The organism is Sphingobacterium sp. UBA3519, assembly GCF_002377215.1.
Lineage (GTDB): Bacteria > Bacteroidota > Bacteroidia > Sphingobacteriales > Sphingobacteriaceae > Sphingobacterium > Sphingobacterium multivorum.
The window spans coordinates 462,782-484,152 of record NZ_DFPI01000024.1 but is presented as its reverse complement, the minus strand read 5'-3'; the positions used below and the strand labels follow the sequence as shown (position 1 = coordinate 484,152).

Sequence of the window (21,371 nt, the reverse complement as noted above, 5' to 3'; positions counted from 1 at the left end):
ATTAAATGCAATGATGGTTAAACAGACCTGCTCAGGTAAGCATACACCATCTTCAGAAAATACAAATCATGGAAATATTTTTCTTTGCGGGAATCGTATTGTTATTGGTCATTTTGATCGTATTGGTATTAAAAAAGAATACCGATTCCAGTGCTGGTCCTGCATACAATAAAGAGGTTGAAACACTAAAAATTGAGCTTGCCAGATCGCAACAGCGGGAACAAAGTTTGCTGGAAGAACGCCTTATGCTAAAAAATGAATTGGATAAGGAACGGGAGAATCTTCTGGTCGCAGAGCGGTCTTTAGAAAGTACACGTTCATTTTATGAGGCGCAGCTCGATAAATTTCAGGAACAGAAGAATGAAATCGCCGAGATTAAACGGCAGTTCAACAATGAGTTTCAGGTTATTGCCAATAAAATATTGGAAGAGAAGACACAAAAGTTTACAGAGACCAATCATCGTTCCCTGGGGTTGATTTTGGACCCATTGAAGGAAAAAATCAAATTGTTTGAAGAGAAAGTCGATAAAAATTACAATCAGGAGGCAGCGGAAAGAAATTCTTTAAAGGGAGTTGTCCTTCAGCTGGTCGAACAGAGTCTTAAAATTAAAGACGAAGCCAATAGCCTAACCAAGGCATTAAAAGGGGATACCAAAAAGCAAGGCAATTGGGGCGAGGTAATTTTAGAGCGGGTCCTGGAGCGTTCTGGACTGATGCGCGATCGCGAATTTAGATTACAGGTGTCTCTTATGGATGCCGAAGGAAGAAGAATGCAGCCCGACGCGATTATCGACCTTCCTGAAGATAAACACCTGATTGTGGATTCAAAAGTTTCGCTGATTGCGTACGAACGTTGGGTCAACGCCGACACGGATGAGGATCGTGCAATTTTCGCAAAACAACACGTACAGTCTGTGGAAAATCACGTGAAAGAACTTTCCGCAAAAAACTACCACGAGTTGTATGGTATAGAATCGCCAGAATTTGTATTGCTATTTATGCCTATAGAATCGGCTTTGAGTATGTCTGTGGCGCAAAAACCGGATTTGTTTAGTGAGGCTTGGGATCGAAAAGTCGTTATTGTAAGTCCTTCTACATTATTGGCAACCCTGCGTACCATAGCAAGTATCTGGAAACAGGAACGTCAGACCAGGAATGTAATTGAAATAGCAAAGGAAGCCGGGAGCCTTTACGATAAATTTGTGAGCTTTCTGAACGATATGGAGCAGGTGCAGAATCAGTTGGAGCGCGCATTAAAAAGCCATGAAGATGCAACTAAAAAACTTTCTACAGGAGCTGGGAATGTGATTGGAAAAGTAGAGAAATTAAAACGTTTAGGAGCTAAAGCAAATAAACAGATCGATTCCAAATTTTTAGATGAGGAAGATTAACGATGAGGAAGATTAACAAAAACGGACTTGCCGAAAGGTAAGCCCGTTTATAATTTTTAGCTTCGAAATGCAAAACCTACTTTGCTAACTTCTGCTAGCGGTTCTACTAAAGCTCTTTCATGCGCTTATTGATGGAAACATCAACATACGTATCCTTTAAACGGTCTACGGCTTCTTTTTGAACAGTGACATTGGTGTCTGATTCATAATCATGAATAGTCCTTTGATTTTGGATTTCATTATCATAAGGATCCTTTCCTGCCAAAAGTTTGACGATTACCGGAAGACATTCGAGGAAGACAAAAAGCAACGCAATAAAAAATACAGCATTTGCATTGGACTCGTTAACCTTTCCATTGGCATCGTACCTTAGATTGCCCAGCGCAGAGTTGCGGTCTGCAAAACCAGCGACATTGACGGCGCTGTCCAAAGAAGCGTTGGATAAAACTTTTTGGTCCAATATCCCTTCAAATTTCTGTTTCTGGCGTATAGCGTTTTGCTGGGTCGTTATCTTGTTCCGTAAAGTGTCCAAATAGCCCTCTTTTTTCTTCAGCTCTTCTTCTTTCATTTTGGCATAAGGGCCATACCCCATGACACCGGACGTTTCAGTTGTTTTGTTACCGAATATCTCGTAGTTCAATTTTGTACGGTCATTTTTAATGCTGGATTCCAATGAGTCACGTTCTGTCGTGGTTGCTTTCAAAAGTGCAACTTCATTGGCATATTTCTTATTGAAAGTACTGTTGAGCGTGTCAATTTTAGCGCGTTGGTCGGCAAGAAACCGTACACGGAGGTTTTCCCGGATCTCTTTATCGAAGATTTTTAACTCCAATGGCCTAGAGATAACCAACCCGATCAAAATAGCCAATAAAATTCGCGGCAGGGCCTGCAGAAGCTGCATAAAGCCACTTTTGGATTTATTAATACTGAGCACAATATAGCGATCCATGTTAAATATCGCTAAACCCCAAATAATACCAAATACAATAGCTAAAAGCCAGTCAAATGTTCCCCCACTAAAGACGAAATACATGGCATAACCACCCGAAAGGCTGGCAAACAATCCCGTAAAAAAAATAGTAGCACCTATGGCTGTGTACTTACTATGTTCTTCCGGATATTTTTCAAGAGTTTCTTGATGTACCCCCGCACATCTCCAAAAGAAACGGTTAATATCGCTCATTAATATATTTTTACTCAAATTGACAGATTATTTTTAACAAGATTTATGAATAAGTTTTTGTTTTACAATAGGATGACTGTTTTCATGCTCCTTTGTAACGCCTCCCCCAGAAGACACAGCATTTGCCTAATTTTATTATCTTTGAAAAAAATCAGGAATAATCAGATAATATGAAGAAAAGACAACTTTTGCCATTCTTTGCGATAGTGGCAACTGCATTTGTTGGTTGTGAGGAAAAAAAAGTGATGACAGATAATCCTCTTTTATTGGCTTACGAAACCCCATTTAATGTACCACCTTTTGACAAGATCAAAACAGAGCATTTTAGGCCAGCGTTTGATGAAGCAATAAAAATACACAATTTGGAAATTGACACAATAGTCAACAATTCGGATAAAGCAACATTTCAAAATACGATAGTCGCCTTAGAAAATGCGGGTGGATTACTGAATAATGTATCAACTGTATTTTATAATCTCAATAGTGCCAATACGAATGACAGTATTCAGGCAATAGCGAAAGATCTGGCCCCCATCTTATCGAGTCATTCGGATGAAATCTCGATGAATACCAAATTATTTGACCGTATCAAAACAGTTTGGAGCAGCCGAAATACACTTGGACTGGACGAACAGGATAATAAACTGTTAGAAGAAACCTATAAGAGTTTTGTTCGTTCTGGCGCAAATCTAAAGGATGCGGATAAGGAAAAAATGAAAAAAATTAATGCTGAACTTTCAACATTAACAACACAATTCGGACAAAATTTGCTTGCTGAAACCAATGCTTATACATTGGTCGTTGATTCCGCGAGCCAATTGGAAGGCTTGCCGGAATCGTTGAAAACGGCAGCGGCTGAAGAAGCCTTAGCAAAAGGAAAGAAAGACAAATGGGTCTTTACCTTACAGAATCCGTCCATTATGCCCTTTCTTCAGTATGCAAAAAATCGTGAGTTGAGAAAACAGCTTTGGGAAGCCTATCAGTTGCGTGGCAATCAAGATAACACCAACGATAACAAGGCAATCATTCAAAAAATTGTTAATCTCCGTCTTCAAAAAGCAAAATTATTGGGTTATTCTTCACATGCAGCTTATGTACTCGAGGAATCCATGGCGAAGAATCCGACCAATGTCTATGCACTGTTAAATAAACTTTGGACTACAGCACTTGTTAAAGCGAAAGGCGAGGAGGCTGATATCGCACAGGAAATTAAAGCTGAAGGCGGCAATTTTGCTGTCGCTCCTTACGATTGGAGATATTATACAGAGATTATTCGCAAAAAACGTTTTGCATTGAATGAAGACGAAATTAAACCTTATTTGAGTCTTCCGGCAGTTCGTGAAGGAGCATTCGGTGTCGCCAATAAATTATATGGTTTGACATTCGTAGCCTTAAACAATGTCCCAACCTACCATAAAGACGTAGAAGTGTATGAAGTTAAAGACAAAGACGGTTCACATTTAGGTCTCTTATACGCTGATTTTTTCCCGCGCGAATCAAAAAGAGGCGGTGCCTGGATGACTTCTTATCGTAATCAGTCGACAAAAGATGGAAAACGTGTTGCTCCGGTAATTTCCATCGTATGCAATTTCACAAAACCAGTGGGAAAAAATCCTGCCTTGTTGACATTTGATGAAGCAACTACCTTGTTCCATGAGTTTGGACATGCGTTGCATGGTCTTCTTTCCAATGTAAGATACCGCTCAATGGCCGGAACTTCTGTACCACGTGACTTTGTTGAGTTACCTTCACAGGTGATGGAAAATTGGGCAGCAGATCCAGAGGTATTAAAAACATATGCTAAGCATTATAAGACGAAAGAAGCGATGCCAGATTCATTGATTCAGAAAATGGAAAAGGCCGGTACCTTTGATCAAGGATTTGCAACCGTTGAATACCTTTCTGCTGCGTTGTTAGACATGGATTATCATGCTACCACAAAAGAAATTTCAAAAGATATTAATGGCTTTGAAAAAACGGCAATGAAAAAAATAGGTATTATTGATGCTATTATTCCGCGCTATAGAAGTACATATTTTCAACATATTTTCGCAGGTGGGTATTCTGCAGGTTATTATGCTTATATCTGGTCTGAAGTATTGGATTCGGATGCTTTTGCAGCTTTCAAGGAAAAATCATTGTACGATCAAGTGACAGCAGATTCTTTCCGTAAGAATATTCTTGAAAAAGGAGGTACAGATGATCCTGCTAAGATGTACCGTACGTTTAGAGGTGCGGATCCAGATCCAAAATATCTATTGAAAAAGAGAGGTTTGAACTAATACTCACTAATCAAAAAAAGGCGATATAGAAATATATCGCCTTTTTTTTGTTAAGGTACTTGTTATTCTAAAAACTATTCTTACATTTGAATATTATTTATAATGAGTCTAAATAAATAAAGATGCTATGTGTGACACAAAAATTCTAAGCCAAAGAGGAGATACCCATATTAGTGTTTGCCATAAGTGTCAGACCTATTATATCTGGCAACAAAGTTTTGTACTGACATTTACGAAGAAAAAATTCTTCGACTTCTTGAATATTACGAAAAGTAATGGTGATGAACTCTTTTTTAGCACATTTCCAGATGGTGAATTTCGATTGATCATGAAAACACCTTATCCAGATATCGTATTTTCATTTGACGAAGAACAATGGCAGAATTTCAGAGATGCGCTCCAAGAATCTTATTACATGAATGAGTTTTATGGAATGCTGAATAATTAAGATAAAAAGTCCTGTTGCATCGCTTGTGTTTCATCTCTCTTTCCTTATGCGTTGACAACAGGCACAAACAAAACCCTCAGTTATAGCTGCATAAGTGTACGCAACTGTATCCTGAGGGTTCTTTTTTACCTATATATTGATTACTCGCCTATCGCGTAATATTTAAAATCAAGGTCTTCAAGTTCCTTACGGTTCAATAGTTTACGGCCATCGAACACAAATGCAGGCTTTTTCATGTGCTCCTTGATTTTGGCCCAGTCATAGTTCTTAAATTCATCCCATTCAGTCAATACTGCAATTGCATGTGCATCATTGCAAGCCTCATAGGCGGTATTGACCACCTTTACCAAGGCCCTGTTTTCTTCCGAAGATCTGGTGTTCAGATAATCGAGGTCGGCATAGATGCGTTCAGCAGAAACTTTGGGGTCATAGACCGTGATTTCAGCTTGTTCACTCAATAGATAATCAGCCACATAGATCGCCGCAGATTCACGCGTATCATTCGTGTCTTTTTTGAATGCCCAGCCTAAGAAAGCAATCTTTTTGCCCGATACAGTATTATACAATGTTTGGTTAATGTTGTCCGCAAATCGCTGTTTTTGATAATCATTCATCAAAATCACCTGATCCCAATACTCGGCAACCTCTGTGAGACCGTAACTCCGTGCGATATAAACTAAATTGAGGATATCTTTTTGAAAACAAGAGCCTCCAAAACCTACAGAAGCTTTCAGAAATTTGGATCCAATTCTGGAATCCATACCGATTGCCTTGGAGACTTCATCGACGTTCGCGCCTGTTTTCTCGCATAGTGCCGAGATGGAATTAATGGAGGAGACGCGTTGTGCTAAAAAGGCATTTGCGGTTAGTTTTGACAGTTCAGACGACCAAAGGTTTGTTGTGAGAATCTTGTCGCGACTTACCCAATGTGCATAGATATCGACCAATGCAGCAATAGCTTCATCATTCTCTCCACCTATAAGCACGCGGTCCGGATTGATTAAATCCTGTATCGCTGTTCCTTCAGCCAAAAATTCAGGGTTGGAAAGAATATGGAAATTAACACCATTACCCGTGTTATCCAGGATACTTTTTAAAGCTGCCGCTGTGCGAACGGGTAAAGTCGATTTTTCAACGACAATTTTGTCGTTTTTGGCAACCGCTGCGATCTGCCGTGCACAAAGTTCAATATACTTTAAGTCCGCAGCCATCCCCTTGCCTTTTCCGTAATTCTTAGTCGGTGTATTGACCGAAATAAAAATCATGTCGGCCTCGTCGATAGCTTTTTCGATATCGGTTGAGAAAAACAAATTGCGATGACGCGCTTCCGCAACAATCTCTTGTAAACCGGGCTCGTATACAGGAAGATTATCGAGATTTTCATCATTCCAAGCCGCGATACGGGCTGCATTGACGTCGACGATCGTAATCTCAATATGTGGACATTGCTTTGCAACAACTGACATGGTAGGTCCACCAACATAACCAGCACCGATACAGCATATTTTCTTGATTGTTTTGCTCATTTTGATTATCTTAATCAGCTATAAATTGAAGAACAAACTTAGATAAATTGCTTTTGATATGCAATACAAAGCACAGCATATCAAAACAATTTATTTATAGGAGCTGGCTCATCACTTGTTCTGCTTTCTATTTGCATAATTGCCCTTATGCAATGCTATTAAAGAAGCCATTTCGTAGTGGAGATGCAAAAGATTTATTCTAATTTTACATTAAAAAAGAAACGTTTTGATAAAGCAGGAAGTTATTGATAAGGTACTGGAAACAGCACGGATAGAAGAGGTGGTGGGAGACTTCGTTGATTTAAAGAAACGGGGAACTTCTTTGATCGGAAATTGTCCTTTTCACCATGAAAAGACACCTTCCTTCCACGTTTCTGTTTCGAAGGGTATCTATAAGTGTTTTGGTTGTGGTGTCGGTGGGGATTCCCTCAAATTCGTCATGGAACTGGAAAAGTTCTCATACCCCGAAGCCATTCGTTATTTAGCCGATAAATATTCCATTCAAATTGAAGAAGTCGAGCGTTCTCCAGCCCAGCTTGCCGCGCAGGATAAACGGGAAAGTCTATATGTGCTAAGCGCTTGGGCCAGTAAATTCTTCGCCGAGCAACTCTGGAAAACTGAAATGGGGCAGGTGATCGGACTCAACTATTTCAAGGAGCGCGGCTACCGTGAGGATATCATCAAAAAATTTGAATTGGGTTATTCGCCTGAGGAATGGACGGCATTGGTCGATAAAGCACAGGTAGCGGGTTTTCACCCAGATTATTTGGCCGCGAGTGGTTTGGCTATTGAACGCGATGATAAATCTTTATATGATCGTTTCCGTGGCCGGGTCATGTTTCCGATTCATAACCTTACAGGCCGTGTCATTGGCTTTGGTGGCCGGACACTAAAGACCGACAAAAAAGTCGCCAAATATGTAAACTCTCCTGAAAGCGAAATCTACCATAAATCCGATGTACTGTATGGATTGAATTTTGCCAAAAAAGCAATTATGGAAGAGGATAATTGCTACTTGGTAGAGGGGTATGCAGATGTTCTTTCGGTACATCAAGCTGGAGTCGAAAATGTTGTTTCCTCCTCGGGAACTTCGTTGACAACAGGTCAGATCAAGCTTATTTCCAGATTCACCAAAAATGTGACCATACTGTATGATGGGGATGAAGCGGGGATCAAAGCCTCCCTACGCGGTACAGATATGCTGCTCGAAGAAGGCTTAAACGTGAAGGTGCTGCTTTTTCCCGACGGTAATGATCCCGACTCTTACGTGCAAAAGTTTGGTGCCACGGCTTTTAAAGATTATGTCAAATCCAATCAGCAGGACTTCATTTTCTACAAAACGAATATTCTGCTTCGCGATGCCAATAACGATCCCATAAAAAGGGCCGAGGTTATTCGCGATGTGGTCGAAAGTATTGCATTGATTCCCGATGAAATTAAGGTTTCTGTTTTTATCCGCGAATGTAGCAGCCTTTTGGATATCGAAGAGCGTATTTTGTTGGCTGAACTCAACAAGATTAGGCTCAATAGAGCAAAGAAGGCGGATAAGGATGCTGCTCGTAAAACTCAGAGTCCGCCGCCAAATACAGGGATGCCCCCTTTCGGAATGGACGGGCCACCGCCGGATTTCTTTATGACAGATGATGAAAGGGCGGGATTACCTCCCATAGAGTCTGTAGAACAGCCTGCACAGCTGACTTCGGAAATTCTCCAGGAACGTGAGATCGTCCGAATTTTAATCAACTATGGTGATTATCTGGCAACCTGGGAAGGTGACGGTGATATTCCAGTTGCAGGATTGCTATTGGGAAATATCAGCGACATTGAATTTAAGGATAAAGCTGCGGCTTATATTTTAAACGTCTATAGAGAAGCTGCGGAAAAATACGAAATTCCAGATACGAAACAATTCTATTCAAACTCTGACCCTGCTATAGCAGATTTGGCGATCAATTGCGTTGCCAGTAAATATTCGCTCAGCGAAAATTGGAATGACGATAAGCGTAAAATTTATGTAACGCAAGAATACGAACATCTAAAACAACTTGTCGTTACAGCGATCTATCGGATCAAGAAACGTAAGATTGAAGCTGAAATGCATCATATTCGTGAAGAAATGAAACATGAACAAGATGTGGCCAACCTGGAAGTCCTTATTTTTAAATATCAGAAATTAAAAGAAGCCGAACGCCTATTGGGCGGCTTTCTGGGCAACACTATTGTAAAGTAATCTTTGATATGGCAAAGCATCTTGAAACGGGCGAATGGGGCGAGCAAATGGCCATGGAATACCTCGTCAAGATAGGCTATAAAATAGTGTTAAGAAATTGGCGATTTAAGAATTTAGAAGTAGATTTGATTGTCGTGGACAAGGATACCTTGGTATTTGTTGAAGTAAAAACGCGGTCGGGAACGGATTTCGGCGAACCTTACGAATTTGTGGATCGCAAAAAACAGCGTCTACTGATTCGTGCAGCTCAGGCTTATATTCTTAAAACAGGTTATGTCGGTGAAGTCAGATTTGATGTTGTCGCAATAACAAAATCTCCCAAAACAGCACTCAATCATATCAAAGATGCGTTTTGGGATAGTTGAGGATACGTACTTATAAATAACTATACATAGATGAGAAAAATAACTTATTTTATGGCAATTGCAGCACTAGCTTTTGCTTCTTGTAAGTCAAAAAAATCAAGTTTGGAATTTGCCTCTCCTGGAGCAAATCAAGCTGTTTTAAAAGGTGCTCAGGTCCAATTGAAATTGAAATTTGAATCTGTATCAATGGACTCTGTGACTTATTTTGTAGATGATAAACATGTAGGGTCATCAACAGATACAACGGCAATTACGGTTGATACCAAAGACATGGCCTATGGTACACGTAATATTTCCGCCCTGGTATACAATGCTGGAAAACCCGATTCTGTTTCAAGTACATTTTATGTTGTACCTGAAAATGCGAAGAACTATGGTTTTGAGGTTGTCAACAAATACCCGCACGATACCACAGCTTTTACACAAGGGCTACAGTTTGCGGATGGTATTCTCTACGAATCCAATGGCCGTTATGGAGAGTCCAACTTGAGAAAGGTCGATCTAAAAACAGGCAAAGTACTACAGGAGATCAAATTTGATGAAAAGACTTTTGCCGAAGGAATGACATTGGTTGGTAATAAGTTATTTATGTTGACTTGGCAACAGGGAGAAGGATATGTCTTTGATAAAAATTCTTTTGTCAAGGAAAGTTCCTTTAAATATGAAAATAGCAAAGAAGGTTGGGGCTTGACCTACGATGGCCAGCATTTGATAAAGTCTGATGGATCCAATAAATTGTTCTTTTTAGATGCAACGACCGGTAAAGAGCTAAATGCTATCGGAGTTTACGATGAAGCTGGACCCGTGGATGAACTTAATGAACTGGAATATATAGACGGCAAAGTCTACGCAAATGTCTATCAAAAGGATGTTATTGTTATTATAAATCCTCAAACAGGAGCGGTAGAAGGACGGATTAATCTTGTCGGTATCTATGAGCATACTTCCGCTTATGACAATGAATTGAATGGAATTGCTTACGATCAAGCTGGAAAACGTCTTTTTATAACAGGGAAGTTATGGAATACATTATTTGAGATCAAGACAGTTGAAAAATAAATGAACGGCAGGTATTGATCCTTTTTCCTTAGGTCGACACAATTGTAAGTTTGTATAAAATTAGAAGGGGGCACTGCAAAGATTGGATACCCCCTTTTTCATGCAATTTTATACGTATTCCGCTGCCACATCATTTTAGAGATTCAATTCTCAAGGGGTCTGATTTGGCTTTTTGAGCATTTTCTTTTTTATTGGCCCCATTCTTTTTTGAAGTATGGATGTTATCGTATGAGGCATGCAATTCAATCTTTTGTATAATGATGCCTCAAGGGCTGAGACAGATCGCTTTTAGAAGTCTATGGAGTGAATGAAACATTATGGCGAGCAGATCTCCGGGAGCGTGCCTCTCTAATAAAGAAGAGCAGAGTTTACCCGACATCAATATAGCTGATGGGTGTATGCTATTATTGTTGGCTGATTTCGCTAGAATAGGCAGTTATAAAAGGAAACTAAAAACCCCTTTGAACCAGTAGGAGCAAAATAGTTAAAGCAAAAAAAGGAATGAAGTTTGAAACTCCATTCCTTTTTTTATATTGATTTAATTTCGATTAATAAATCGGAGTAAACATCCAAGTATCGTCAAAACGAGATGAACCGTTAAGTCCAGTCGTGATGTAACCGTTGTTTCCTACAGCGAAACCAACAGCATCTTGGCGTGCTGAACCAGCGAAAGCGCCGTTATCATTTGTCCAGTAGTCACCAGAAATATTATATTTCCATGTACTATTGATTACTGCATTTTTGTAACCACCAACAACGAATGGTGTACCATTGATCGCGAACGCAGAGGCATTTGAACGAGTCAAATCGTACGTATATGAATTATCAGCTCTATTGATATCGTTCAATTTAGTCCATTTGCTACCATCAAATTTATAGAAATCTTTTGGGTAAGAACCATTAGAAATACCACCACCTACATAGGCTACATTATTGACAACAAAAGAGAAAGCTGCTTTTCTTTTCGCTGAAAAAGGAGCATCACTAATTGCTTGCCAAGTATTAGCAGCAGGATCATATTTGTAAAACTCATTGGTATTTGTTGTTCCACCACTAACTACAGTTTCACCGGTTCCAACATAAGCCGCACCGTTTAAAGTAAAAGCTACTGCATTAGACAAAGCAATAGGAAGTGGAGCAATGCTTGACCAAGCACCTTTTCCGCCGTTAGCTGTAGGGTCAAATTTGTAGAAATCTGTTAGGTTGTTTGTTCCGTCATTTCCACCACCAACATAACCGACATTACCAATGGAAAAGCCGATGGCACCGTTTCTCTCAACACCTGTGAAAGGTGCTTTTTCAGCCCAAGTATCTGATGCTGCGTCATACGCATACGTGTCTTTCACGCGGAATGGTTTACCACCAGCATTACTTGCTAGACCAGTAGTGACATATGCAACGTTATTTATCAAAAAGCTAGCAGCAGATGAAGTTTGTGGCCCTTTAAAAGCAGCTTTTGCAAACCATTCATCTGATTTGGTTGTGCTGTCGTCACTTTTTTTACAAGAAGAGATAGTTGTAACTGTAAATACAAAAGCTAATAAAACGAGTAGCCAATTTTTCTTGTTCATAAATTATTGAAATTTAGTATAAAGGATGTTTAATTTAATTTTCGGATCATTTTCATTATCTTTTGCCAATATTAATCTATTTCCAGTTGAAAACAAACCCGATGTTGGTAAAGATAGATATAATGAAGTATTATTGTATGCTGTTGTTTTAATTTTTGTCAAATATTCAATCAAATTGAATGTATAAGTACCATTAGAACCAAAATCATTGCCGCGCACTAATGTCGCCTGTTGCGTTGTTGTCGAATATGGAGACGTTAACAAACTGATCGGATTCCCATTATTACTTGCCACCATTAAAACCAAACTTTGAGGCTGATCAAAAATACTTGCGGCGCCATTAGGGACTTCAATGACAAGCTCTGCCTTATTAATCGCAATGGATGGATTGTTCACCAATTCTAATAACGTTGGAAACTCAATTTTTGCTACAACACCAGTTGAGCCCTCTAAAAATACATTTCCATCAGTTTGTTGACTCGCAAGTTGAGGATTTTTTAAGGTCAACGGTGCAAATTTTGTTGCAGAGCGATCCGCTTCAATTTGATTGTACTGGTAAGCTTTGTTGTCAATGGAAAAATATTGTTTGCCAACAGATTTTGTACCTTCATTATTCAGGAATGAATAATGGACCTGTAAAAATACAGTGTCTTTGAATCCAATAACTGCCGTATTGCTATTGTCAGGGACAAGTGCCAATCCTTTGAAATACTCTTGGAAACTTGTACTATTTTGAATCCGGTTGTCATTATTTTTGATCATTGTAAACAACTCATTGCTAATGCTGTTGTTGAATCTAAAAAATAAAGAATCTGCCGATTGTATACGCGGTTTAAAGGAAAGTTGTGCCAATGGCGTATTTTCATAAGCAAACTTTTGTTTACTGAATATTGCCGCAGAAGTGACAAAAACAGGACGTTCATCAACAGGTTTGGTTAAATCAATCTGTGTTTGCGTAATTTCTTCTGTGACACGGTGTACTGCTATCTTTTGTACTTTCGTTGTATCACCGTAAAAATATTTGTTTGGCTTTAATACCAAGGTCACAGAATCCAAGGTAGCATCGTCAGGTATAGAAGCATTACTTATCGTTCCTACTCCTAGGCGCATATAGGCGGTAGACTTCATACTACCCGTAACAGCATTGCTATTCTTTCCTACGAGCATTGTTCCAGTAGCAGAAGTCGGAATATCGTCCAATTGATAAGTCGAAACTTTGGCGGAAACCGTATCAATTGGTACTAAACCGATTGTTTCATCTCTTGAACTATCCAATGAGAGCGAAATGTCTTTATTACAACCAACAAAAGCGGCCAATGTAAAAAGTGGAAGTAAAAGTTGAATACTACGTCTCTTAAAGTCTTTAATCATATTAATTTTTGAATAGTGCAAAAGTAATCAATGCGAACTGTTAATCAGTGTTATATTTTGTTAAATATGGTTAATTACCACAGCGATTGCAAATCTAGTAATTTAAATTTGTTTTAGTTATGGGTAGAAGATTTAAATTACTGATCAGTTTGATCGTTTTAATAGGGGCAGGAATTACTGTAGTGCTAGGCTTTTGGCTTTATGGAAGTTATACCAATCGTCGCGACCTGTTCCTTTCTACCGCAGAGCGTTCACTCTTCAATGCTGTTCAGGAGGCATACCAAGCGCGCAATGGTGATCGGAAGTTAGATGGCCCCGAGGCTGATCGGAATCGCCTACTCCAAGATGTAAAACGAGAGCTTCTGGGCTTATTGCCAGCTGCTGAACTCGATAAGGCTTTACAACGTGTAAGCGCCGAACGACCTAAAAACGAGCGATTTGATCGCGAGATCCACAGTAGGCGGGAGAAAATGTTTCCCAAAGACCGCGAAGGGCAAGGCGCAATTATCCCGCCCTTTCTGTTCCGGGACTTTGAGATGAACAAAGCTAATCTGGATTTGATCGAAAGGAAGTTTAAAGAATCCCTGAACAATAAGAGCATAGCAGTACCATTTGAAATGGCTATTGTCACGATTCCACACGATCAAATCAAAGATGTACGACGCAAATACCGCGAAGCAAATCTTGCTTGGACGAGACCCATGATGGTTAATCCCATAAAAAATGAATTTCTTGTTATCAAGTTTCAGGAGGATTGGAAGTATTTGCTGTATAGCTTAAGTTGGCAGCTGTTGATCTCACTGCTTTTGATTGGACTGCTGCTTGGGACATTCTTCTATTTGATGAAAACCATTCTCAACCAAAATAAGATGGCCGAGCTGCGTAAGAACTTTGTCGATAACATGACGCATGAACTAAAAACACCGGTTTCCACTGTGATGGCAGCTATAGAAGCGATACAGTTGTATGGTGTGCAGGATGACCGGGAAAAGATGAATCGTTATCTGAATATCTCCAAAAAAGAACTGGAGCATCTGTCCAATATGATTGAAAAAGTGCTTCAGATGGATATTGATGCAACGAGAGAGATTGTGCTGCAGCGTTCTGATTTTGATCTTGTCGCGATGGTGAAAGGAGCCATTGAAGTTGCGCAGCTGAATAAGGCCAAGCAAGTGGACTTTAAGCTCATTGCCGTTCCAAGTGAGATAAGGATCAATGGCGATGAAGCCCACTTAAAAAATGTGATCAATAATTTACTGGAAAACGCGATAAAATATGCTGGACAGCACGTTTATATAGAGGTAGAAGTGAAGGAAATGAAAGAAAATGTCCATATTCGTATTACAGATAATGGTAACGGAATATCCGCAGAATACCATAATCAAATCTTTGATATGTTCTTTCGGGTTCCTTCCGGTAATCTGCACGATGTGAAGGGTTTTGGCTTGGGGCTTGCTTATGTCAAGCAGGTTGTAAAAAGGCACGAGGGCAAGATCACAGTGGACAGTGAGCTGGAAAAAGGGAGTACCTTTAATATCCGATTACCTTACAAATAAAAAGCAATATTTATATTTCAGAAAGAAAATAGGGCCGTTTATCGGACAGTAATTAGGCTGATTTATGCTAAAGATTTCTTAGAAACAAAGCCGAAATATATTTTGATTGAATGACAACGCTATGATTGAAATTTTATATGTAGAAGATGAGCCAAGTCTTGGGATGATCGTTGCCGATAGCCTGGAGGCGAATGGATTTAATGTCACCCATTGTAGCAATGGTCATGAAGCCTTGGAAGCATTTACAGCAGCTCGGCCGGATATTTTGGTCGTAGATGTCATGATGCCCGTGATGGATGGCTTTACATTGGCAACAAAAATACGCGAATCAGACACGCAGATACCCATTATCTTCTTGACGGCCAAAGTGCAGACAGAGGATGTTGTAAAGGGATTTCGTTTGGGCGGAGACGATTACGTCAAAAAACCGTTTAAGATTGAAGAATTGGTTGTGCGGATAGAGTCCCTGTTAAAAAATAGCCCCAAAATGCTGTTCGGCCAAAAGCTGATGATAGGAGACTATAGCCTCGATAGCCTAAAACATCAGTTGACCTATCAAGGTGAGGTGCTTAAGCTGTCTTTCCGTGAAAGTGAGCTGCTGCGGAAGTTATACGAACAAAAAGATAAGGTCATCCCACGCGAGGATATCATGCGCGCCTATTGGAGTCATGATAAATATTTTACGGGACGAAGCTTGGATGTGTTTATCAGCCGGATACGAAAATACCTCAGTCAGGATGACCGCATCAAGATTACCAATGTCAGAGGAGTTGGCTATATGCTTACTGTTGATTGATTGATTGATTGATCGGAGTGTTCCACGTGGATTGGCGATGGTGGTGCATATTAACGACGGGTTTTCGCTTCTCCTTTTCCGCCAAGTCCCCGAATATGGTAGGTAAAACTTAATATGGCGTAGCGCGTTATTGCATTTGATTGGGATATACGTACCCAAAGATCATTGACCTGCTGATTGATGTTTTTATTGTCATTAAATAGATCAAATACCGTGAGATTGATCTCGGCATTCCTACGTTTGAACAATTTCTTGCCGATAGAGACATTCCACAACAAACTTGTCGTACTTGGTGAATTCAGGATGCTGCCATTGTAAAGGTAGTTAAACGTTGAATTGAGTGTCCAAGTTTTTAATAAAGTCAATGCAATGGAATTACCAATGGTATGTTTATAGACCGAATAATTCGATTTTTCGCTGGCTGAGTTCTTGGAGAAGGCGATGTTTCCATTGTAATCCAGTCCGATGATGACATCCTTACTGAATGCCGTGTTTACACCGACCCGTTGACTCAGGCCGTACGTTTGCGCATTGACCTTTTCGAGATTCAATAAGGTGTAATTCTGGTTGAAATAGAGGTTATTGTTTAGGTTGAAGTTAAGTTTCCATGGTTCAAGGCGGTATCCAAGGCTATTTTGCCATTTGAGATTATAGACCCCATTGAAATTTTCGGGCCTGATGTATTGCCCACCAGGCCCGAGTATAACTTCCGCTGCGATCGTAAATGCTGAATCTGTGGTGAAAATGGTATTGGAGATTTTATGTTCAATAAAATCTGCTGTAATGTCAGAGGTGAAACTTCTGCCCGAGCCTTTATTGATCGATCTAAATTGTACCACAAGGTTATGGTCATATTCTTGCTTAAGATCCGGATTTCCCGAGCTAATGCGTAGTGGATTTTGATTGTCTATAAAATCTTGCAATTGCTCGATGGAAGGGGTATTTGTCTTTGCATTATACCGAAACTCGACCCGAGTATCCTTATTGAAATTATATTGGAAGTTGAGGTTAGGTAGTAGGCTATTGAAGCGGCTTTTTGTGGTCAGTATATTCGGAAACAATTTATCATTGACCTGTGAAGCCGTCTGATAATCTAAACCAATCTGAAATCTTATGCTATCCTTTTTGTTAAATAAGTAGGAAACCCCACCACTATGGTAAACAAAATCATTCCGGAATTCATTGGAAAGACGATTTTTTAATTCCCCTAGCTGGCCTGTTTCGGCCAGAAATTCATAGGTCCTGCGGTCCGAATAGCGTGCCGTATTCCGAAACGTATAATTCCCTTGCAACCGGGAATACTTACCGAGCATCTCGGTATAGGCTATCTTTGAGCGAAAGCCGTTATTGTCACCCATGGTATAGTTCCTATTGTTGACGGTGTCGACCCGGCTGAATAAGCCCTCTTTATAATAGGAGTTTAGCGCAAAATTTTCCGCATGACTCTTGTTGCTGTTAAATGAACCATTGAAATTAAAACTGATCGTGCGCCCAGGTTTGTTGAGTCTCCGCATGTAAGTGAGGTCTCCGCCCCAGTTGAAGTTTTCTCCAAAGCTCTTATTCCTACGGTCGGAACTATTCAGCATTTCTTCTAGATTTAACAAGGTATTGCCTGTGGAACTTGTATTCCTATCGTTACTTTGATAGGAGAAATTAGGCTGAAAGTCCAGTTTCTGAATCGAATCTATCTTCCAGTTTGCGCGGATAGATAAAGCATGATTGTTGCCGTAAGTACTGTTTAATTGATCTTGATTGTTGATTTGGTTGGCCCGGTTACCTGCCGTATATTCTGTTTTATTTTGGCTGACGATGTTATTGTCCGTATAGTTGTAGGTATAATTCGCATTGAAGTCCATGCGGTCATCGAAAAAGCGATCCAAGTAGTTGAAACCGGCGTTAAAGCGCGTCGTCACCCCTTGTCCGGTACGTCCTCTGGTGTTTCCGCGGGTCGCAAAACCATTGGGCTGATTAACATTGTTGGTATTGATGTCAATTGAATATTGCCGTTTGGGGTTCATTTTGGTTACCTGTGTATTGACGGCATATTTTCGGTCGGGACCCGCACCTCCGGAGAGCTTGCCAAAATAGGATTTTCTTTTATCAGGCTTGGTGACAATATTGATCACTTTCATGCGTTTTCCATCGTCAAAACCACTAAACTTGGCCTGCTCGGTTTTGTCATCGATAATTTGGATCTTGGCGATAACATCGGCCGGAAGGTTTTTTAGGGCAACCTTAGGATCGGTGCTAAAAAACTCCCGACCATCAATAATAATCTTATTGACAGGCTCGCCCTGCGCTTTTACATTGCCATCTTCATCAATTTCAACACCAGGAATCTGTTTGACCAATTCGTCAGCATCTGCAAAATCCTGCGTGATATATTTCTTGGTGTCAAACTCCAGCGTATCTCCTTTAACCTGTATACTGCTCGAAGAAATGTTAATTTCATCCAGTACAATCTCGGCATTAGTGAGTTTAAACATTAAATCGATTGTTTGCCCGATTAGTTTTACACGCCGAAGATCCATGCTGTAGCCCATCGGCTGTGTACTGACCAAATAATCTCCGTTGGGAAGTGTACTGCTGCTGAACCGGCCCAAAATGTCTGTCGGAACCTGGACTTTACTGGAATCTTTTACCGCTATAATGGTGATGCTTGCACCTCTGATAGGCTGCGAAGTCGTATTGTCAAGCAGCTTGCCCGTAATATACTGTTGGGCTTGCCCGTTTTTCCCCAATAGCGATAAGCAGATAGAAAAGAACAAAATGGTCCAAAGTTTGATCTTCATCGGTCGAGGTGCAAATGTGTTTTAATGTGTTGTTGACGGTTATATAATTTTATTTCCCAAAAATATGGCACTATTTGTTACGAATTATTATCATTTTAGTTACAATAACCCCAAGTGAATGGAAAGATTAGATATATTTGCAGTAGAATTATAAAATCAACTGAACAAGTCCGTATAACGATCGAGTGATATGCGGATATAGATTAAAAAAATAAAAGATGAAAGAAAGTGTTTTGAGTAGAAAAGAGCGTATTATGAAAGAAGCCTTGTTGCTTTTTTCAGATCAAGGCTATACGAATACCTCTACCAAAACGATTGCCCAAAATGCAGGAGTTTCCGAAGCATTAATCTTTAAACATTTTGGGAATAAAGACGCACTGTTGGTTTATTTGATTAAATCAGGTTATCGTAAGGTTCTTACGCACCACCGCGGAATGATGACCTATCGTGAACCAAAGGAATTTCTGCGCACAATGATCAATCTACCCAATAAATTGGTTACCGCGGAACCCTTATTTTGGAAATTGCAGGAGCGTTTGTCTCATCACCCCTTTTCCAAACAACAGCACGAGCAGTTTATGAAGCCTGTGCAGCCCATTATCCATCGTGCTTTTGAAGATCTGAACTATGAAAATCCAGATCTCGAAACACAATTTCTCTTGTTGATTATCGACAAGCTGTGGAAAAAGGAAGCGATAGGTGAATTGGAAAATGTGATGGAGTTGACGCTGTTTCTAGAGAAAAAATATAACCTGATTTAGCTTAAAAAGCTGAATTATAGTCTTTTCTAAACATCTATTCCTTGATAAAGTTCTTTCGTGCTTATCAAACCGATAATTGAATTGTAATCGTTGGATGGCAGTTGTATTCCGGCGCTGTTATTTTTCTATATATTAAGTGTTAGTATTGCTCCCACCAATTGACATGCGGTATATTTCAGCTCTGCACCTTACGAATTGCTGTTTTATGCGTGTTTATATGAAATTGTTGCAAAAACAATTTCATATTGTCCAAAATAATAACGTCCTTAGTATTTCTATTTTAAATACATTATACAAACTAATTTATGTTCAAAAAACTCGGTCTGGGAATATTGGCATTAGTCGGCACAATTTCTTTTTTGAAAGCTCAGGACAAAAAAGATTTTGTGAAATACATCAACTCCCAGCATGCATGGGTCGATGCGGTATTCAATACGTTGACGCCAAAAGAAAAAGTTGCACAGTTATTTTTGGTTAGGGCACACACCAATTTAGGACAGAAATATATTGACTCCGTAGCTCAGGTTATACAGGACCAACATTTGGGCGGTCTCGTTGTTTTTCAGGGCGGTCCTGTCCGCCATGTTGATATGTTCAATCGGTATCAATCCCTGTCCAAGGTCCCATTGATGGTGACATTTGATGGCGAGTGGGGATTAGGCATGCGTATGCCAGATTCTACTTTGTCGTTCCCTTATCAGATGACTTTAGGGGCCGTTCAGGATAATCAGTTGATTTATCGCATGGGACGTGAGGTTGCTTTAGACTTCCAACGTATAGGTATGCATTTCAATTTTGCCCCTGATGTAGATATCAACAATAACCCTAAAAATCCCGTTATCGGTATCCGCTCCTTCGGTGATAATAAATATAATGTAACCCAGAAAGCTAAAGCGTATATGGACGGTATGGTGGATGGTGGTATCCTGGCTTCCATTAAACACTTCCCGGGGCATGGCGATACAGATGTGGATTCTCATTATGATCTGCCGCAACTACCTTTTGACAAAAAACGCTTGGATACCCTGGAGTTGTATCCGTTCAAAGAGCTTATTAAAGCCGGTGCACCTGCTGTTATGGTGGCCCACATGAATATTCCGAGTTTAGATGATACGCCTAATATGCCATCTTCCATCTCTAAAAAGGTTGTAACCGATCTTTTGCGTAATGAACTTGGCTTTAAAGGACTAACAGTTACTGATGCAATGGACATGAAAGGTGTAAAGAAGTTTTTTCCAAATGGAGAAGCCGACGTACAGGCGATTATCGCAGGGCATGATTTACTTGAAGTGTCGGAGAATAGCAAGCGTGCGATCGATTTGATTGTAAAAGCTATTGAAGAAGGACGTATCACGCAGGCCGATATTGATGCGCGGGTAAAACGAGTGCTTGCCGCTAAGCTCTGGCTTGGTTTAGATAAATATCAGGCAACTGTACAACAGAATCTATACCATGATTTACATCGTGCTTCAGCTGTTCAACTCATTGACGAACTGTCCGATGCAGCGATCACCGCTTTGAACTCGACAGAAAAATTAAAATCCTTCAAAAAGGATTTACCTACGGCTATTATCAACATTGGTATTACAGCCAATCAGACCTTCCAAAATGAATTGGCTAGTGCACTCACAAATGAAACACAATATTTCATCACGGATAGCACAAGTAAGGAAGATATCAAACGTCTTACCAAAGAAATCAAGAAGAACAAACAATTTATTATTGCCGTACACGATACGAGACTTCGTCCACGTCCGACCATGGTATTAAATAAAGATGTTCAGGGCCTGATGAAGAAATTTGCAAAAAAATCAATCCTGACTTTATTTACCAATGCCTATGCTGTGGATGGATTTGAAGCATCCAAAAAAGCAAAAACAATTTTGCTGGCCTATCAAAATGATGCTTTCATGCAGAAAGCGGCAGTGAAAACTATTTTAGGGCAAAATACGCCGAAAGGAAAACTCCCTGTTACGATAAACAAAAAATTTAAATACGGACAGGGGAAATAAAGCATTATAAAATCACACCAACACGGTA

At 39.9% G+C, this 21,371-nt stretch carries 15 protein-coding genes; 10 read left to right on the top strand and 5 right to left on the bottom strand.

Features of this window, described 5'->3' with window-relative positions; all coding sequences use genetic code 11:
* Nucleotides 1-68 precede the first annotated feature (68 nt).
* The gene (gene rmuC / locus B3297_RS14535) at nucleotides 69-1,391 is read left to right on the top strand and encodes a DNA recombination protein RmuC (RefSeq protein WP_046672705.1); all 1,323 of its coding nucleotides are present in this window, start codon (nucleotides 69-71) and stop codon (nucleotides 1,389-1,391) included.
* Nucleotides 1,392-1,497: 106 nt separating this feature from the next.
* Here the strand turns inward: rmuC and B3297_RS14530 are convergent, their stop codons facing one another.
* The gene (locus B3297_RS14530) at nucleotides 1,498-2,574 is read right to left on the bottom strand and encodes a DUF4407 domain-containing protein (RefSeq protein ID WP_070561383.1); all 1,077 of its coding nucleotides are present in this window, start codon (nucleotides 2,572-2,574) and stop codon (nucleotides 1,498-1,500) included.
* Between the two features lie 170 nt (nucleotides 2,575-2,744).
* Between B3297_RS14530 and B3297_RS14525 the strand changes: the two genes are divergently transcribed.
* Together B3297_RS14525 and B3297_RS14520 are read left to right on the top strand one after the other, a co-directional pair.
* A complete protein-coding gene (locus B3297_RS14525; protein ID WP_201640010.1) occupies nucleotides 2,745-4,856 on the top strand; it encodes a M3 family metallopeptidase in 2,112 nt (703 codons plus the stop codon).
* A gap of 127 nt (nucleotides 4,857-4,983) precedes the next feature.
* Entirely contained in the window at nucleotides 4,984-5,304 is a 321-nt protein-coding gene (locus B3297_RS14520; RefSeq protein WP_070561379.1) for a hypothetical protein, read from the top strand.
* Between the two features lie 140 nt (nucleotides 5,305-5,444).
* On the opposite strand, the gene B3297_RS14515 is transcribed toward B3297_RS14520, so the two are convergent.
* A complete protein-coding gene (locus tag B3297_RS14515) occupies nucleotides 5,445-6,830 on the bottom strand; it encodes a nucleotide sugar dehydrogenase (RefSeq protein ID WP_112375068.1) in 1,386 nt (461 codons plus the stop codon).
* Between the two features lie 226 nt (nucleotides 6,831-7,056).
* Between B3297_RS14515 and dnaG the strand changes: the two genes are divergently transcribed.
* Genes dnaG through B3297_RS14500 form a run of 3 tightly spaced genes read left to right on the top strand, consistent with a single transcriptional unit; the run spans nucleotide 7,057 to nucleotide 10,484 of the window.
* Complete coding sequence (gene dnaG / locus B3297_RS14510) at nucleotides 7,057-9,060, top strand: DNA primase (protein ID WP_115046406.1); 2,004 nt, start codon at nucleotides 7,057-7,059, stop codon at nucleotides 9,058-9,060.
* Between the two features lie 8 nt (nucleotides 9,061-9,068).
* Nucleotides 9,069-9,425, top strand: coding sequence for a YraN family protein (locus B3297_RS14505; RefSeq protein WP_046672699.1), 357 nt, complete (start codon nucleotides 9,069-9,071; stop codon nucleotides 9,423-9,425).
* A gap of 30 nt (nucleotides 9,426-9,455) precedes the next feature.
* A complete protein-coding gene (locus B3297_RS14500; RefSeq protein ID WP_286779064.1) occupies nucleotides 9,456-10,484 on the top strand; it encodes a glutaminyl-peptide cyclotransferase in 1,029 nt (342 codons plus the stop codon).
* 548 nt (nucleotides 10,485-11,032) lie between these two features.
* Here the strand turns inward: B3297_RS14500 and B3297_RS14495 are convergent.
* Both B3297_RS14495 and B3297_RS14490 read right to left on the bottom strand, forming a co-directional pair.
* On the bottom strand, nucleotides 11,033-12,055 hold the full coding sequence (locus B3297_RS14495; protein WP_046672697.1) for a Kelch repeat-containing protein: 1,023 nt from the start codon (nucleotides 12,053-12,055) through the stop codon (nucleotides 11,033-11,035).
* Nucleotides 12,056-12,058: 3 nt separating this feature from the next.
* Entirely contained in the window at nucleotides 12,059-13,426 is a 1,368-nt protein-coding gene (locus B3297_RS14490) for a DUF4270 family protein (protein WP_201640011.1), read from the bottom strand.
* Between the two features lie 119 nt (nucleotides 13,427-13,545).
* Here B3297_RS14490 and B3297_RS14485 point away from each other — a divergent pair, with 119 nt between their 5' ends.
* Nucleotides 13,546-14,982: a sensor histidine kinase gene (locus B3297_RS14485; RefSeq protein WP_201640012.1), complete on the top strand. Its 1,437-nt coding sequence runs from the start codon at nucleotides 13,546-13,548 to the stop codon at nucleotides 14,980-14,982.
* Between the two features lie 121 nt (nucleotides 14,983-15,103).
* Nucleotides 15,104-15,778 (top strand): response regulator transcription factor, encoded by a 675-nt coding sequence (locus tag B3297_RS14480; protein WP_070561365.1) that lies wholly within the window; start codon nucleotides 15,104-15,106, stop codon nucleotides 15,776-15,778.
* Nucleotides 15,779-15,828: 50 nt separating this feature from the next.
* Here B3297_RS14480 and B3297_RS14475 read toward each other — a convergent pair whose 3' ends face one another.
* Entirely contained in the window at nucleotides 15,829-18,570 is a 2,742-nt protein-coding gene (locus B3297_RS14475; RefSeq protein ID WP_286710265.1) for an outer membrane beta-barrel protein, read from the bottom strand.
* A 218-nt stretch (nucleotides 18,571-18,788) separates the two neighbouring features.
* Between B3297_RS14475 and B3297_RS14470 the strand changes: the two genes are divergently transcribed.
* Complete coding sequence (locus B3297_RS14470; RefSeq protein ID WP_070561361.1) at nucleotides 18,789-19,331, top strand: TetR/AcrR family transcriptional regulator; 543 nt, start codon at nucleotides 18,789-18,791, stop codon at nucleotides 19,329-19,331.
* A gap of 305 nt (nucleotides 19,332-19,636) precedes the next feature.
* Nucleotides 19,637-21,343, top strand: a complete 1,707-nt coding sequence (locus tag B3297_RS14465) for a glycoside hydrolase family 3 protein (protein ID WP_115046411.1) — start codon at nucleotides 19,637-19,639, stop codon at nucleotides 21,341-21,343.
* The last annotated feature ends 28 nt before the right edge of the window (nucleotides 21,344-21,371 follow it).

What these genes read in the sequence shown, in the direction of transcription:
- B3297_RS14465 (WP_115046411.1), top strand. Translation starts at nt 19,637, where the DNA reads ATGTTCAAAAAACTCGGTCTGGGAATATTGGCATTAGTCGGCACAATT.
- B3297_RS14525 (WP_201640010.1), top strand. Translation starts at nt 2,745, where the DNA reads ATGAAGAAAAGACAACTTTTGCCATTCTTTGCGATAGTGGCAACTGCA.
- B3297_RS14530 (WP_070561383.1), bottom strand. Translation starts at nt 2,574, where the DNA reads ATGAGCGATATTAACCGTTTCTTTTGGAGATGTGCGGGGGTACATCAA.
- B3297_RS14500 (WP_286779064.1), top strand. Translation starts at nt 9,456, where the DNA reads ATGAGAAAAATAACTTATTTTATGGCAATTGCAGCACTAGCTTTTGCT.
- B3297_RS14520 (WP_070561379.1), top strand. Translation starts at nt 4,984, where the DNA reads ATGTGTGACACAAAAATTCTAAGCCAAAGAGGAGATACCCATATTAGT.
- B3297_RS14480 (WP_070561365.1), top strand. Translation starts at nt 15,104, where the DNA reads ATGATTGAAATTTTATATGTAGAAGATGAGCCAAGTCTTGGGATGATC.
- rmuC (WP_046672705.1), top strand. Translation starts at nt 69, where the DNA reads ATGGAAATATTTTTCTTTGCGGGAATCGTATTGTTATTGGTCATTTTG.
- B3297_RS14490 (WP_201640011.1), bottom strand. Translation starts at nt 13,426, where the DNA reads ATGATTAAAGACTTTAAGAGACGTAGTATTCAACTTTTACTTCCACTT.
- B3297_RS14485 (WP_201640012.1), top strand. Translation starts at nt 13,546, where the DNA reads ATGGGTAGAAGATTTAAATTACTGATCAGTTTGATCGTTTTAATAGGG.
- B3297_RS14470 (WP_070561361.1), top strand. Translation starts at nt 18,789, where the DNA reads ATGAAAGAAAGTGTTTTGAGTAGAAAAGAGCGTATTATGAAAGAAGCC.
- B3297_RS14495 (WP_046672697.1), bottom strand. Translation starts at nt 12,055, where the DNA reads ATGAACAAGAAAAATTGGCTACTCGTTTTATTAGCTTTTGTATTTACA.
- B3297_RS14505 (WP_046672699.1), top strand. Translation starts at nt 9,069, where the DNA reads ATGGCAAAGCATCTTGAAACGGGCGAATGGGGCGAGCAAATGGCCATG.
- B3297_RS14515 (WP_112375068.1), bottom strand. Translation starts at nt 6,830, where the DNA reads ATGAGCAAAACAATCAAGAAAATATGCTGTATCGGTGCTGGTTATGTT.
- B3297_RS14475 (WP_286710265.1), bottom strand. Translation starts at nt 18,570, where the DNA reads ATGAAGATCAAACTTTGGACCATTTTGTTCTTTTCTATCTGCTTATCG.